Genomic DNA, 13,281 nt, shown 5'->3' with positions numbered 1-13,281 from the left:
TCCCCCATATCGTTTGTGTCCCGCCCCCCGCCGCCCCCCACCCCCCCCCCCCCCCCCCCCCCCCCGCGCCGGGGGGGGGGGGGGGGGGGGGGGGGGGGGGGGCCCCGCCCCCCCCCCCCCCCCCCCCCCCCCCCCCCCCCCCCCCCGACGGGGTTACGAGGCCGCAAACCCGCGCCGCCGCAGGCGGCGCAAATAGACATCAGCGCAAATAGACTCAGCCTATGCGCATAGCCCACTTCGGCCACTCCTGCGTTCTCGTCGAGCTGCACGGCACGAAGATCCTGTTCGATCCGGGTAACTTCTCGCACGGGTTCGAGGGGATCGACGGACTCGACGCGATCGCCGTCACCCATCAGCATCCCGATCACATCGATGCCAACCGCATCGACGCGCTGATCGAGAAGAATCCGGGCGCCCGCCTGCTGTGCGATCCGCAGACCGCCCAGTTGCGGGGCGGGCCTTGGGAAGCCGTACATGCGGGCAATGTCCTCACCGTCGGCGAGGTGCGGATCACCGGTGGTGGCGGACGGCATGCGGTGATCCATCCGGAGATTCCGGTGGTCGACAACACGGTCTTCCAGCTCGGCACCCCGGACGATCCCACGCAATTCGTCCATCCGGGCGATTCGCTGTGGGTGCCGCCGACCAGCGTCGGCGTGCTGGCGCTGCCCGCGGCCGCGCCGTGGATGCGGATCAGCGAGGCCGTCGACTATCTGCGCGCGGTGGCGCCCCGCACGGCGGTGCCGATCCACTACGGGATCATCGCCGACGCCGCGCAGGGCATCTACTTCGGCCGACTGTCCGAAATGCGGCCGGCCGACACCGAATTCACGGTCATCGAGCCGGAGGACCATGCGGAGTTCTAGGCCGTTCTAGGCCCCGTAACTGGTGAGGAACAGTGCCTCGGTCAGCGCGATGCGCTCGATCTCGCTGGGATCCACGCTCTCGTTGGGTGCGTGGATGAGGCATTTGGGTTCCTCGACGCCGATGAGCATGATCTCCGCGGTGGGGTAGGTCTCGGCGAAGGTGTTGCACAGCGGGATGGAGCCGCCCTGGCCCTGGGTGGTCGATTCGCGACCGTAGGCGGTGTGGAAGGCGGCCTCCATGGCCTGGCGGGCGGGGCCGTCGGTACCGGAGCGGAATCCGGAGGCGAGGCCCTCGGTCTCCACGGTGACCCGTGCGTGCCAGGGCGTATTCGATTCCACATGCGTGGTAATCGCTTTGAGGGCCTGCTCCGGCTCGATCCCCGGCGGGATGCGCAGATTGAGCCGGGCCCGCGCCTTGGGCTGGATCGAGGCGGTGGAGCCGACGACCGGGGGCACGTCCATACCCAGCACCGTCAGCGCCGGGCGCGCCCAGATCATGTCGGCGATCGTGCCGTCGCCGAGCAGATCCACCCCGTCGAGCACATCGGCGTCGGCGCGGAACTGTTCGGGCGCGTACTGCTGGCCGTCCCAGATCCCGTCGCCGGGCAGGCCCGCGATGGTGGTGTTGCCGTGCGCGTCGCGCAGTGTGGCCAGCACATGGATGAGCGCGGCCAGCGCATCGGGCGCGGCGCCGCCGTACTGACCCGAATGCAGCGGTCCCGCAAGAGTTTCCACCGTGACGATCACATTGACCGTGCCGCGCAGGGTTTGGGTGAAGGTCGGGATGCCGACCTCGGCATTGCCGCAGTCGCCGATCACCAGGGCGTCGGCACGCAGCAGGTCCACGTTCTGCGGGACGAACGCCTCCATGCCGCCGGTGCCCTGCTCCTCCGAACCCTCGGCCACCACCGTGATGCCGACCGGAAATCCCTTGCCGCCCAGGCTGTCCCGTACCGCGCGCAGGGCGGTGAGATGGGCGACGAGATTACCCTTGCAGTCCGCGGCGCCGCGCCCGTACCAGCGGCCGTCGCGCTCGGTGAGCTGGAAGGCCGGGGATTTCCAGGCCGATTCGTCCATCGGCGGCTGTACGTCGTAGTGGCAGTACAGCAGCACCGTCGGCGCACCGGCGGGGGCCGGATAGCGGGCCACGACGGCCTGACTGCCGTCGGGCGTCTCGTACAGGCCCGCATCGGAGAGCCCGACCTCGACGAATGCGTCGAGCGCCCACTGCGCCGCCTTATGGCATTCCTCGATCGGGAACACTCGCGGGTCGTATACCGATTTGTACGAAACCAGCTCCGCCAGATCGGTTTCGGCCTTCGGCATCAGCGACCGCACCTTGTCACGCAGTGCGTCCGCACGGGAATCTTCGGTCATATCAACTCATTTCGTCGTATTGCCCGGGTTCAATCTATCGACTCGTCGAAGCTGTGCGGGCGGATTATCGGAGTAATCTCCTCGGTCTTCCAGTGCGGCTTACGCAATCGGAAGAACAGATACGGGATCAACAGGCCCACCACGCCCAGGCCCAGGCCGACCAGCAGGATATAGCCGAGCCGGTTGCCGCTGCCGTACTGGTCGGGCGGGATGAAGCCGATCAGGAACGCCGCCACCGACGACACCGTGCCGAGCCCGCAGAGGGTGACGAGCGCCGGTGCGCGATAGCCGCGCGGATGATCGGGCCGGTTGCGGCGCAACCGAATCGCGGCCGCGAACATAAGCACGTACATGATCAGATAGACCTGCGTGGTGATCACCGACAGGATCCAGTACGCGCTCGACACATCGGGAATGAACGCGTAGAGCAGCGCCAGGATCGTGGTGAGTACGCCCTGGGCGACGAGCATGTTGCGTTGCACGCCGTTCGCGTTGACCCGGGTCAGCAGCGGCGGCAGATACCCCTCGGTGCGGCCGATCAGCACCAGCCCCTTGGACGGTCCGGCCAGCCAGGTCAGCATTCCGCCCAGCGCGGCCGCGACCAGCAGCACGCCGAGAACCGGTGTGAGGAAACCGATTCCGAAATGCGTGAAGAATCCGTCGAAGGCCTGCATCACCCCGGCGGTGAGGCCGATATCCCGCGCCGGGACCACCCAGCTGATCACCACCGCGGGCACGATGAAGATCGACAGCACCAGCAGCACGGCGAGCGTCATCGCCCGCGGATACTGCTTACCCGGATCCCGTAGCGCGGAGACGTGCACGGCGTTCATCTCCATGCCCGAGTAGCTGAGGAAGTTGCCGACGATCAGCACCAGGCTCGCCACTCCGGTCCACGCGGGCAGCAGATGGCCTCCGTCCATCGGGGCGGCCGGTGAATTGCCCTGTGCCAGAAAGACGATGCCGAGGGCCACCAGCAGCACACCCGGGATCAGGGTGCCGATGATCAGGCCCGTACTCGACAGTCCCGCAACCGTTTTCGTCCCCTTCGCCGAGATGTAGACCCCCGCCCAGTAGACGACCACGATGACCAGGGCGACATACGGCCCGTTCGAGGCCAGCGCGGGATCGATCAGGTAGGCGAAGGTGCTCGCCACATAGGCCAGCAGGCTGGGGTAGTAGAAGATCGTCATCGCGAACTGGCACCACACCGCCAGGAATCCGAGAGGCTTCGACAGGCCCTCGCCGACCCACCGGTAGACCCCACCCTCCCAGCCCGAGGCCAGTTCCGCCGCCACGAACGCCGTGGGCAGCAGGAACAGCAGCGCGGGCAGCAGGTACAGGAATACGCAGGCCAATCCGTAGACGGCCATCGTCGGCGCGGACCGCAGGCTGGCCACCGAACTGGTGGTCATCAGGGCCAGGGTGATCCAGGACAGATGGGTCGTGGCCGGTGCGGTGGTGGTCGCCGATCGGGAGGTCATTCGTTAATCATCCGCAATCGCGATTCAGCGGAGCGAACCGGCGGCCACGGCGGCGATGGTGGCCGCGACGGCACTCAGCGCCGAGGAGTCCAATCGCCAAGGGTGCGGCAGAACCGAAGCGGCCCCGAGAGAGCCGCACCCTTTCTGATGCTTCGCACCCGTTCCAGGCGCCCGCAGAGGGTGCGAGGCGCGGGAAAGGGTGCGAGGGGTTAGGCGGCGCGGGCGGGGGCGAGGGGCTCCCAGCGGTAGGTGTCGGGGGTGGCCTCGTGGAACAGGGCCAGGTCGATGGCGTCGAGGAGGGCCTGGTGGGGGCCGGAGCGGGAGAGTTGGGCGGCCGAGATGGCCAGGCGGAGTAGGCCGCCGCGGCGGGCGGTGCGAGCGGCGCTCAGGACCAGGGCGTGGCACCACCAGGGTTCGGCGCGGAAGCCCTCGCCGATGCCGTGCACCCAGGAGCGCTGGGAGGTGCCGCGTTCCAGGTCGTAGACGGCGGTCAGGCCCATGGCCAGGCGGAAACCGACATCGGGCAGCGCGGCCATCGCGCCCTCGGAGGCATTCCAGCGCGGGGCGGCGAACAGCCGGGTGCGCAGGCCCACCCGTTCCATCACGCGGTCGGCGGCCATGAGACGCAGCCGCGCTTCATGTTTGGGCAGTGCGGCGAATTCGGCCCGGCGGCGGCGGGTCGCGGCCTGGTCGTAACCGTGCAGCACGATCGCATCGCCGGACTCCCGGCGCTCGCGCAGCCACTGCTGGGTCTGCGGATCGTCGGTGAGCCGGTACTTCCCCTTCAGCCGGGGCGCCACCAGCAGGGACAGCGGAACCTCTCGCCGATCCATCTCCGCGGCGAAGGCCATCGCCGCCTCGCGGGTCATATCGCGGATACCGGACACCGAGACGATCAGTCGCGCATGCATGAGCGATCCCCTGTTCGTGCTGTTCACCGACCCCGAACTGGTCATAAACCCACTGTGCGGGCGCGAGATGTCCACCTCGTGCTGATCGGGTGACGGCGCGACGAACTCGAGCTACCGCACACATAACCCGTAGGATCGGCCGGATGAAGGCAGCCCTGTTGACCGCCCTGGCCGTTCCGCTGATGATCGCGGCTCCGGCGATCGCCCACGCCGACGAGGGCGATCCGCCGCCGATCTTCACCCGGCAGGAGCAGTGCGACACCACGAAATCGTTCGTCGATGCCGTCCGCAAGCAGCGTCCCGATGCCACACCGGAGCAGATCGCCGATGCCTACACTCGAATCATGGACTCGCACGGCGCCTACAACGGCATCGAATCCGCCCGCGAGCGCGATCGCCAGTTCCTGCTGGACAACATCGCCACCTGCGGCTTCTGATCCCTACGCCGCGCCGAGGCCGAGTGTGTCCAGCACCCAGGCGTATTCGAAGGCGACCTCCCGCCACTTCTCGTAGCGACCGCTGACGCCGCCATGCCCGGCGCTCATCTCGGTCTTCAGAAGTAGCGGGGAGTCACCGGTTTTGGTGGCGCGCAGCTTGGCGACCCACTTGGCCGGTTCGACGTACAGCACCCGGGTGTCGTTGAGGCTGGTGATCGCCAGGATCGCCGGATAGTCCTTCGCCTCGACGTTCTCGTACGGCGAATAGGCCTTCATGTATTCGTAGACTTCCTTGTCCGCCAGCGGATTTCCCCACTCGTCCCATTCGATGACGGTCAGCGGCAGCGACGGATCGAGGATCGAGGTGAGCGGATCCACGAACGGCACATTGGCGAGGATGCCCGCGAACAGCTCCGGCGCGAGATTGGCGACCGCGCCCACCAGCAGCCCGCCCGCGCTGCCACCGTCGGCGATCATCCGATCCGGCGCGGTCGCCCCGGCATCGATGAGATGCCGTGCGCAGGAGACGAAGTCGGTGAAGGTGTTCTTCTTGGTCAGCGTCTTGCCGTGCTCGTACCACAGTCGGCCCATCTCACCGCCGCCGCGCACATGCGCGATCGCGAACACCATGCCGCGGTCCAGCATCGACAGCCGCGACACCGAGAAGCCGGGATCGATACTCGCCTCATAGGAGCCGTATCCGTAGAGCAGCAACGGTTTCGGACCGGGGGGCAGATCCTTGCGCCGTACAATCGAGATCGGCACCCGGGTGCCGTCCTGCGCGACCGCCCAATCCCGGTGCTGCTCATAGTCGTTCGCGTCATAGCCGCCCAGCACCGGCTGCTCCTTGCGCAGCAGCAACTCGCCCGTGGCGGGCACATAGTCGAATACCTGCATCGGCGTGATGAACGAGGTCACCCCGATACGCAGTGTCGGCTGCTCCCATTCCGGATTCGAACCCACGCCGGCGGAGAACAGCTCCAGCCCGAATTCGAGTTCCTTCGGCTCGCCGTAACCGTCGGAGGTCAAGGGCCACACCGCGACTCGCGGCAGCGCCTCGCGTCGATAGGACAGCACCAGATGGTCGGCGAAGCAGTCGATATCCTCGAGCCGGACGTCGTCACGGTGCGGGATCAGGATCGTCAGGGCCGCCGGATCGTCGACCGGGGCCTCGGCCAGGACGAAGTTCTCCGCCTTCACACCGTCCACGACATCGTTGTGCAGCACCAGGAATCGGTCCTGCCCGCCGATCACGGCGTGTTCGACCGAATACTCCACGCCCTCGCGGCGCGGCAGCAGCAGCCGGAATTCGCCCTCGGGATCATCGGATTCGAGTACCCAGCCCTCGCTGGTGATCTTCGAACCCACCCAGATCATGAGGTACTTCTCGGAACGGCTCGCGCCGATGCTCACCCAGTAGCGCTCGTCCGGCTCGTGGAAGACCTTGACATCGGAGTCCTGCGGGGCGCCCAGCCGGTGCCGCCATACGGTGTCGGGCCGCCAGGATTCGTCGACGGTCTGATAGAAGACGTGGGTGCCGTCCAGCGACCAGGTGGCCCCCGGCGCGGTCCCCGGAATCTCGTCGCCGAGCAGTTCGCCGGTGCGCAAATCCTTGAACCGCAGCACATATCGCTCATCGCCGACGTTGTCGACGGAGAAGGCCAGCAGCGTGCCGTCGTGGCTGATCGAGAACGCGCCGAGCGCGAAGAAGTCGTGGCCCTCGGCCAGGACATTGCTGTCCAGCAGGATCTGCTCGCCCGCGACCTCGGTACCGGCCTCGAGCGGCGGAGGCGTCCAGTCGTCCCGATCGTCGATCGGGCGGCGGCAGTGCACGCCGTACTGCTTACCCTCGAAGCTGCGGGAGTAGTACCAGTAATCGCCCATCCGGGCCGGTACCGACAGATCGGTCTCGAGGGTGCGCGACTTGATCTCGTCGAAGATCTTGTCCCGCAGCGGCTGCAGATGGGCGGTCTGCGCCTCGGTGTAGGCGTTCTCCGCCTCGAGATAGGCGATCACCTGCGGATCGTCCTTATCGCGCAGCCACTCGTACTCGTCGACGAATGTGTCGCCGTGATGCACGCGCCGGGTCGGCACCTGCTTGGCGATCGGGATCGTTCCGGTACCACTGTCGAGAGCCATGCGGTCCACCGTAACCGGCGCGCCGCGCCGTTCGTGGTCAGGCCGCCCGAGTCGCGCCGACGGGTCGGCCGCTACGTCAATCCGGTCGAGTTGCGGGACGCGGACCGGCCGGTGCCGCGCCCCTTGTCGCGCGGCACGCGGCGCGCGGCCATCAGGAAATACAGTGCGGCCTTACGCCGCGGACATTGATCCCTGGGACAGCCGCTGTGGATGTGCAAGATGTTGTGAGCTTGCTCGACGGTGAGGTGCCGGGGCACCACCGCGCAACTGTCGAAGACGGGTGCCATGCGGTGCTCCATCCTGGTCGTGCGTACAGTGTGGCTCGTCGCACAATTCCCGGACGTCGGATCGGAGCGATCCTGCCGGTCCGCTCGACGCCGTAAATCAGCCACAGTGATGTGTGTTTCCGATTCGGTTGCCGGGTAAACCACGAGAATTGTCGCGATCGCGAGGTAAATGCCCGAACGCCGGTTGCCGGGGCCAGGGCCGGCTGGTTCGAGGGGGTCTTCCCGGACCGCCGGTACGTCGGCCGGGCCAGGTCGGGGCGGGTGGGCGCCGCCCGGCAGCTCGCGCGCGGGCGTGCCGGGCAGTGTCCGAGGGCCTCGAGGGGATGGCGTTGTGTCCATCGCCACAGCGCATCGCTCGCCTCGATGCGCCGCGCATGACGGGTGTGGTTCGGATCAATTCGGCGATCGTTTCGGAATGGCCGCGGAATTCGTGAAACCCGATAACCGAATGCGGTCGAATATCGCGATTCCGGAACGCCCCGCACGCCCGGTTTCCCATGACTACTGTCGTGCACGGGGGCCGCACCGCTGATCGCTCCCCGCTCGAGACGACCGCAACCGAGAAGGAGCACGCGTGGAACAGAAGAACCGTGAGATCGAGCCCGACGCGGTGTGGCATCGCAGCGGCGACGGCGACGGGGGCGTCGAGGTGGCCTTCCTCGCCAGCGGCAATATCGGCCTGCGCGATGCGAAGAAGCCGGACGGCCCCACGTTGATCTTCACCCCGGGCGAGTGGCGCGCCTTCGTCCTGGGCGCCAAGGACGGCGAGTTCAACCGGCCGGGGGCATAGGGATTCGCGCCCCTCGCTCACGTCCTCGCAGGCGGGAGCAAGGGGCGGATCACTCGTCCAGCGCGCCGCGGACCGAGGCCGCCAGATAGTCGAGATCGGCGCGCGGCGGGGTGGTCGGCCGTCCACGCAGCCCGAAGCCGTCGCCCGGCGTGCGCGGAATGACGTGCAGATGGACGTGGAAGACCTCCTGCCCGGCCGTCACACCGTCGGCGAGGAAGAAGTTCACCCCGTCGCAGCCGACCTCCGCGGCCCGCAGCGCCGCGGCCAGCCGCTGCCCCACCTGGAACAGCTTGCCGCCGATCGCCGGATCCAGTTCGGCCAGGCTGCGCGCGGGCGTCTTCGGGATCACCAGCAGATGTCCGGGCGTCCACGGCCGAATGTCCATGAACGCCAGCACATCCTCGTCCTCGTACACCTTCGACGAGGGCGCCCGGCCGGCGATGATGTCGGCGAAGATCGTGTACGGGTTCATCTTCCGGGCTACAGGATCGGCGACGGGGTGTAGCGGGCGGCCTCGGGATCGGCCTCCACCAGCTTCTGCACCTGGGCGATGACGTCGGCGACCTGCGCATGCGCCGCACCGATGAAGGCCGACTTATCGGCAAGGGCCGCATCGAGATCCGCGCGCGAGAGCGGCAGGCGCTCATCGGCGGCGAGGCGATCCAGCAGATCGGGTTCGCGGCCCTGTTCGCGCATCGCCAGGGCGACGGCGACGGCATGCTCCTTGATGACCTCGTGCGCGGTCTCGCGGCCCACTCCGGCGCGCACGGCAGCCATGAGGATGCGAGTGGTCGCCAGGAACGGCAGGTAGCGGTTCAGTTCGCGATCGATCACCGCCGGATAGGCGCCGAATTCGGCCAGCACCGTCAGGAATGTCTCCATCATGCCGTCGATGGCGAAGAAAGCGTCCGGCAACGCGACCCGGCGCACCACCGAGCAGAACACATCGCCCTCGTTCCATTGCGCCCCAGCCAGTTCCGCGGCCATCGAGGCGTAGCCGCGCAGCACCACCTGCAGGCCGTTGACGCGCTCACACGAGCGCGTATTCATCTTGTGCGGCATGGCCGAACTGCCGACCTGGCCCGGCTGGAAACCCTCGGTGACCAGTTCGTGCCCGGCCATCAACCGCACCGTGTGCGCGAAAGACGAAGGGCCCGCACCCATCTGGACGAGAGCGGAGAGCACATCGTGATCCAGCGAGCGCGGGTACACCTGCCCCACACTGGTCAGCACGCTGGCAAAACCCAAGTGCCGCGCCACCTTCTGCTCCAGCTGCGCCAGTTTGCCCGCATCGCCGCCGAGCAGATCGAGCATGTCCTGCGCGGTGCCCATCGGACCCTTGATACCGCGCAACGGATATCGATCGATCAGCTCGCGCAGCCGGGTCAACGCGAGCAGTACCTCATCCGCGGCCGAGGCGAATCGCTTGCCGAGCGTGGTCGCCTGGGCGGCGACATTGTGCGAGCGGCCCGCCATCACCAGGGTCTGATATTCGGCGGCCCGTTCGGCCAGCCGCGCCGCGATCGCGATGCCGTGGCCGTAGACGTGCTCGAGCGAGAGCCGAATCTGCAGCTGCTCCACGTTCTCGGTGAGGTCGCGGCTGGTCATGCCCTTGTGGATGTGCTCATGTCCGGCCAGCGCGTTGAACTCCTCGATGCGGGCCTTCACATCGTGGCGGGTGACCCGCTCGCGCTCGGCGATCGAGGCGAGATCGACCTGTTCGAGCACGCGCTCGTAATCCTCGACGACGCCCGCGGGGACGTCCACGCCCTGTTCGGCCTGCGCCCGCAGCACCTCGAGCCACAGCCGTCGCTCGAGCACGATCTTGTGTTCGGGTGACCACAGCCGCACCAATTGAGGGCTGGCGTAACGGGTGGCGAGGACATTCGGAACGAGGGTCACGAGCAGCCAGTTTAGTGCCGCAGGCTGTCCAGGCTGACGCCGACCGGTTCGGGACCGCGGGCCGGGGGCGCGATCACGTCGATCAGCTCGAGCAGCGCGCCCCGCGCGACCCGGCGGGGCTGCGGATCCTGTTCGGTCAGGGCGGCCACGACCGCGCCGTCGACCACCGCCACCAGCCGGCGTAACTGTTCGGTCCGTACCGCCCGATCGGACCGGCGCAGCACATCAGCCAGCAGCTCATCGAGCTGGCTGCGTAGTCGGAGCTGCACATCGCGTAGTTCGGGATGGCGGGCCGAGGCCACCGACCGCTCGTAGCGCGCGATCAGGCGGCCGCGCTCGTCGTGACCGTCGGTGCCGACCAACAGGTCCAGCACCAGGTCGACGGTCGCCTCGGCGCCGCGGCGGCGATGGGTCACCTCGCCCACTCGCCGACGCATGGCCTCGAGTTCGGCGTGACCGCTGAACTCGACCGCGCGGGCGATCAGATCCTCCAGCGACTCGAAGTAGTAGGTCGTCGACGCCAGGGGCAGATCAGCGCGCGTGGCCACCGAGCGGTGCCGCACAGCGTCGAAACCACCTTCGAGGAGCAGTTCGGCGGCAGCCGCAACCAGAGCTTGGCGACGCCGTTCACCTTTCGGGGTCGTCGCGGTGATCACCGTGTCATCGTGCCAGTCATCATCGGTTCATCCGTGCCAAATCGGTGCGATCTATGGGAAATCCAGTTCGCTCGGGCAAACATCGGACCGGTTGAAATAACAACCTACGTTTTTCTACCGCATTCCGGAGCGCTGGGTGGGCCAGAACGGAAAGTCTTTGCGAGACAATCCGGCTCAGGGCTCGAGGTAGCGGCCCAAACGGACCAGTGCCTCCTCGATATCGGCCGTCGCGCCCGCGAACGATATACGGACCGTATGGTTTCCATTGCGGGTGTCGAAGTCGACGCCGGGCGCCAGCGCCACGCCGGTGTGCGCCAACAGATCAGCGCACCAGCGCGTCGAATCATCGGTCAGATGCGCGATATCGGCATAAGCGTAGAAGGCGCCGTCGGCGGGGGCCAGCTCGGTGATGCCGAGTTTGGGCAGACCCTCGAGGAGCAGGGCCCGGTTCTCGCCGTAGCGGCGGACATGGCCGTCTAGCTCGCGGCGGGCCTCCGGGCCGAAGGCGTGCAACGCGGCGTACTGCGAGATCGCGGGCGGGCAGACCGTCATATTCGAGGCCAGCCGCTGCAGGGCCGGGCGCAGGCCGGGCGGGACAAGCATCCAGCCCAGCCGCCAGCCGGTCATCGAGAAGTACTTCGACACCGAGCCGATGACCACCGCCTCGGGCGAGGTCTGCCAGGCCGAGGAGGTGGATTCGGTATCCAGGCCCGGATAGACCACGCCGTGGTAGATCTCGTCGGAGATCAGCAGGGTGCCGTGCTCGTCGCACCAGCGCGCCAGGGCGGCGAGTTCGGCCGGGGCGATCATGGTTCCGGTGGGATTGGCCGGGCTCGCGACGATCAGACCGGCGGGCGGTTCGGGCAGGGCCTCGAGCATGGCGACCGTCGGCTGGAAGCGGGTCTCGGGGCCGCAGTCGAGTTCGATCACATCACAGCCCAGCGCGGTCAGGGTATTGCGATAGGCCGGGTAGCCGGGGCGGGCGACCACCACGGCATCGCCCGGATCGAAGGCGGCCAGGAAGATCAGGGTGAACGCGCCCGACGAACCGGTCGTGATCACCACATCGTCGGCGTGCACGTCGTAGCCGTAGGTGTCGCGGTGATGGCCGGCGATCACCTGCCGCAGCGGCAGGATGCCGAAAGTCTCTGTGTAGCCGAGTAATTCGTCGTCCAACGCGGCCTTCGTCGCCCGCAGCACCGGAATCGGCGCGGGGGTGGACGGCTGCCCCGCGGCCAGCACGATCACATCTCCGTGGGTGCGGGCGCGTTCGGCGGCCGCCTTCCAGACATCCATGACATAGAAGGCGGGCACGGTCGACCGGCCGGATTCACTGCGCACGTCGACGACGGTAGAACACCCGCCGCCGACGCGCCCGAGGTATCTCGAGCCATTTCCTGAGACCACCCTGAGTTCTGTCCGGGCCGACTGCCACTTGGGCAATCGTCCTGTTATCGTCGGCAGAATGCCTGACCAGGCGCGCCGCCCGAGGCTGTCCGAAGGGGGTTGGACGGTGATCCGGCCCGACTGGCGCAGCGAGCTGCGGCGGGACCGGGAATCCGGCCTCGAACGGGCGCGGCGAGTTCGACAGCGAGCGCTGCGCCCGGTGGCGCGGGCCCGAATCCTGGTGCGGCGAGCGGCCCGGATCGACTGGCGCACCTATCCGCGAGAACAGTGGCCGATGCTGCGCGCGTGGATGTTTCAGCATCGGGTGCTGCTCGCGGGCATGGTCGTGATCGCCCTGTTCGCGGCGGCCGACACCGTCGCACCCCGTCCACTGGACGGCTCGCCCGCACCGGGGACCGCGCAGCGCGTTCCCGTCTCCTATCCGCTGCAGGTGCTGGCGGCCTCGGACTTGAGTAAGCGCTATCTCAACGCGATCAACAACGGCGAGCGTCTGCGTGAGGCACAGGTCGTCGCCGCGGCCGCCCGCACGACCCTGGACCGGGCCAAGGCCGAGGCCGCCGCGGCGGTGGCGGGCGATCCGCAACCCTGGCTGACCGGGCCCGTCACGACGCTGCCCGGCGGAATCCTGCCCGGCGCAGGCGGTTTCGTGCTCCCGGCGCGCGGCGTGTTCACCTCGGGCTACGGACAGCGTTGGGGCTCTTTCCATTACGGCATCGATATCGCCGCGCCCATCGGCTCACCGATCTATGCCGTGGCCGACGGCACCGTCATCGATGCCGGCCCCGCGCAGGGCTTCGGGCTGTGGGTTCGCGTGCGGCACAACGACGGCACCATCACCGTCTACGGCCATATGTACGACTTCTCGGTCTCGGTCGGCGAGCGGGTCCGCGCGGGCCAGCAGATCGCCCGCGTCGGCAACCGCGGCGATTCCACCGGCCCGCATCTGCATTTCGAGGTCCTGATCGGTGGCCAGCATGTCGACCCCCAGCCCTGGCTGGCGCTGCACGGCCTGAAACTGGGGTGAG

Annotated in this window: 13 protein-coding genes; 4 read left to right on the top strand and 9 right to left on the bottom strand. The window is 68.0% G+C overall.

Annotated features, from left to right (window positions below):
• The first annotated feature begins 221 nt into the window (after positions 1-221).
• Entirely contained in the window at positions 222-866 is a 645-nt protein-coding gene (locus tag ACIA76_RS23855) for an MBL fold metallo-hydrolase (RefSeq protein ID WP_397154188.1), read from the top strand.
• 6 nt (positions 867-872) lie between these two features.
• Here ACIA76_RS23855 and ACIA76_RS23850 read toward each other — a convergent pair whose 3' ends face one another.
• From ACIA76_RS23850 to ACIA76_RS23840, 3 genes are all read right to left on the bottom strand, one after another.
• Positions 873-2,243, bottom strand: a complete 1,371-nt coding sequence (locus ACIA76_RS23850) for a dipeptidase (RefSeq protein ID WP_397154186.1) — start codon at positions 2,241-2,243, stop codon at positions 873-875.
• A 29-nt stretch (positions 2,244-2,272) separates the two neighbouring features.
• Positions 2,273-3,727, bottom strand: coding sequence for an APC family permease (locus ACIA76_RS23845; RefSeq protein ID WP_397154184.1), 1,455 nt, complete (start codon positions 3,725-3,727; stop codon positions 2,273-2,275).
• Positions 3,728-3,936: 209 nt separating this feature from the next.
• Positions 3,937-4,638, bottom strand: coding sequence for a DUF2334 domain-containing protein (locus ACIA76_RS23840; protein ID WP_397154182.1), 702 nt, complete (start codon positions 4,636-4,638; stop codon positions 3,937-3,939).
• A 143-nt stretch (positions 4,639-4,781) separates the two neighbouring features.
• Here ACIA76_RS23840 and ACIA76_RS23835 point away from each other — a divergent pair, with 143 nt between their 5' ends.
• Complete coding sequence (locus tag ACIA76_RS23835; protein ID WP_397154180.1) at positions 4,782-5,075, top strand: hypothetical protein; 294 nt, start codon at positions 4,782-4,784, stop codon at positions 5,073-5,075.
• 3 nt (positions 5,076-5,078) lie between these two features.
• Here ACIA76_RS23835 and ACIA76_RS23830 read toward each other — a convergent pair whose 3' ends face one another.
• A complete protein-coding gene (locus ACIA76_RS23830) occupies positions 5,079-7,214 on the bottom strand; it encodes a S9 family peptidase (RefSeq protein WP_397154178.1) in 2,136 nt (711 codons plus the stop codon).
• Positions 7,215-7,285: 71 nt separating this feature from the next.
• The gene (locus tag ACIA76_RS23825) at positions 7,286-7,501 is read right to left on the bottom strand and encodes a hypothetical protein (protein ID WP_397154177.1); all 216 of its coding nucleotides are present in this window, start codon (positions 7,499-7,501) and stop codon (positions 7,286-7,288) included.
• Positions 7,502-8,075: 574 nt separating this feature from the next.
• Between ACIA76_RS23825 and ACIA76_RS23820 the strand changes: the two genes are divergently transcribed.
• Entirely contained in the window at positions 8,076-8,291 is a 216-nt protein-coding gene (locus ACIA76_RS23820; protein WP_397154175.1) for a DUF397 domain-containing protein, read from the top strand.
• A gap of 49 nt (positions 8,292-8,340) precedes the next feature.
• Here ACIA76_RS23820 and ACIA76_RS23815 read toward each other — a convergent pair whose 3' ends face one another.
• From ACIA76_RS23815 to ACIA76_RS23800, 4 genes are all read right to left on the bottom strand, one after another.
• Positions 8,341-8,763: an HIT family protein gene (locus ACIA76_RS23815; RefSeq protein ID WP_397154173.1), complete on the bottom strand. Its 423-nt coding sequence runs from the start codon at positions 8,761-8,763 to the stop codon at positions 8,341-8,343.
• An 8-nt stretch (positions 8,764-8,771) separates the two neighbouring features.
• Positions 8,772-10,193, bottom strand: coding sequence for an adenylosuccinate lyase (purB, locus tag ACIA76_RS23810; RefSeq protein ID WP_397154171.1), 1,422 nt, complete (start codon positions 10,191-10,193; stop codon positions 8,772-8,774).
• An 11-nt stretch (positions 10,194-10,204) separates the two neighbouring features.
• Positions 10,205-10,849: a TetR/AcrR family transcriptional regulator gene (locus ACIA76_RS23805; protein ID WP_397154169.1), complete on the bottom strand. Its 645-nt coding sequence runs from the start codon at positions 10,847-10,849 to the stop codon at positions 10,205-10,207.
• Between the two features lie 174 nt (positions 10,850-11,023).
• The gene (locus ACIA76_RS23800) at positions 11,024-12,190 is read right to left on the bottom strand and encodes a pyridoxal phosphate-dependent aminotransferase (protein ID WP_397154167.1); all 1,167 of its coding nucleotides are present in this window, start codon (positions 12,188-12,190) and stop codon (positions 11,024-11,026) included.
• A 124-nt stretch (positions 12,191-12,314) separates the two neighbouring features.
• On the opposite strand from ACIA76_RS23800, the gene ACIA76_RS23795 reads away from it, so the two are divergent.
• The gene (locus ACIA76_RS23795; protein WP_397154165.1) at positions 12,315-13,280 is read left to right on the top strand and encodes a M23 family metallopeptidase; all 966 of its coding nucleotides are present in this window, start codon (positions 12,315-12,317) and stop codon (positions 13,278-13,280) included.
• Position 13,281: the final 1 nt, after the last annotated feature.

This window comes from Nocardia sp. NPDC051570 (assembly GCF_044454005.1).
In the GTDB taxonomy this organism is placed as follows: domain Bacteria; phylum Actinomycetota; class Actinomycetes; order Mycobacteriales; family Mycobacteriaceae; genus Nocardia.
The sequence above is the reverse complement of the archived record's forward strand: the minus strand, read 5'-3'. Positions and strand labels throughout refer to the sequence as shown.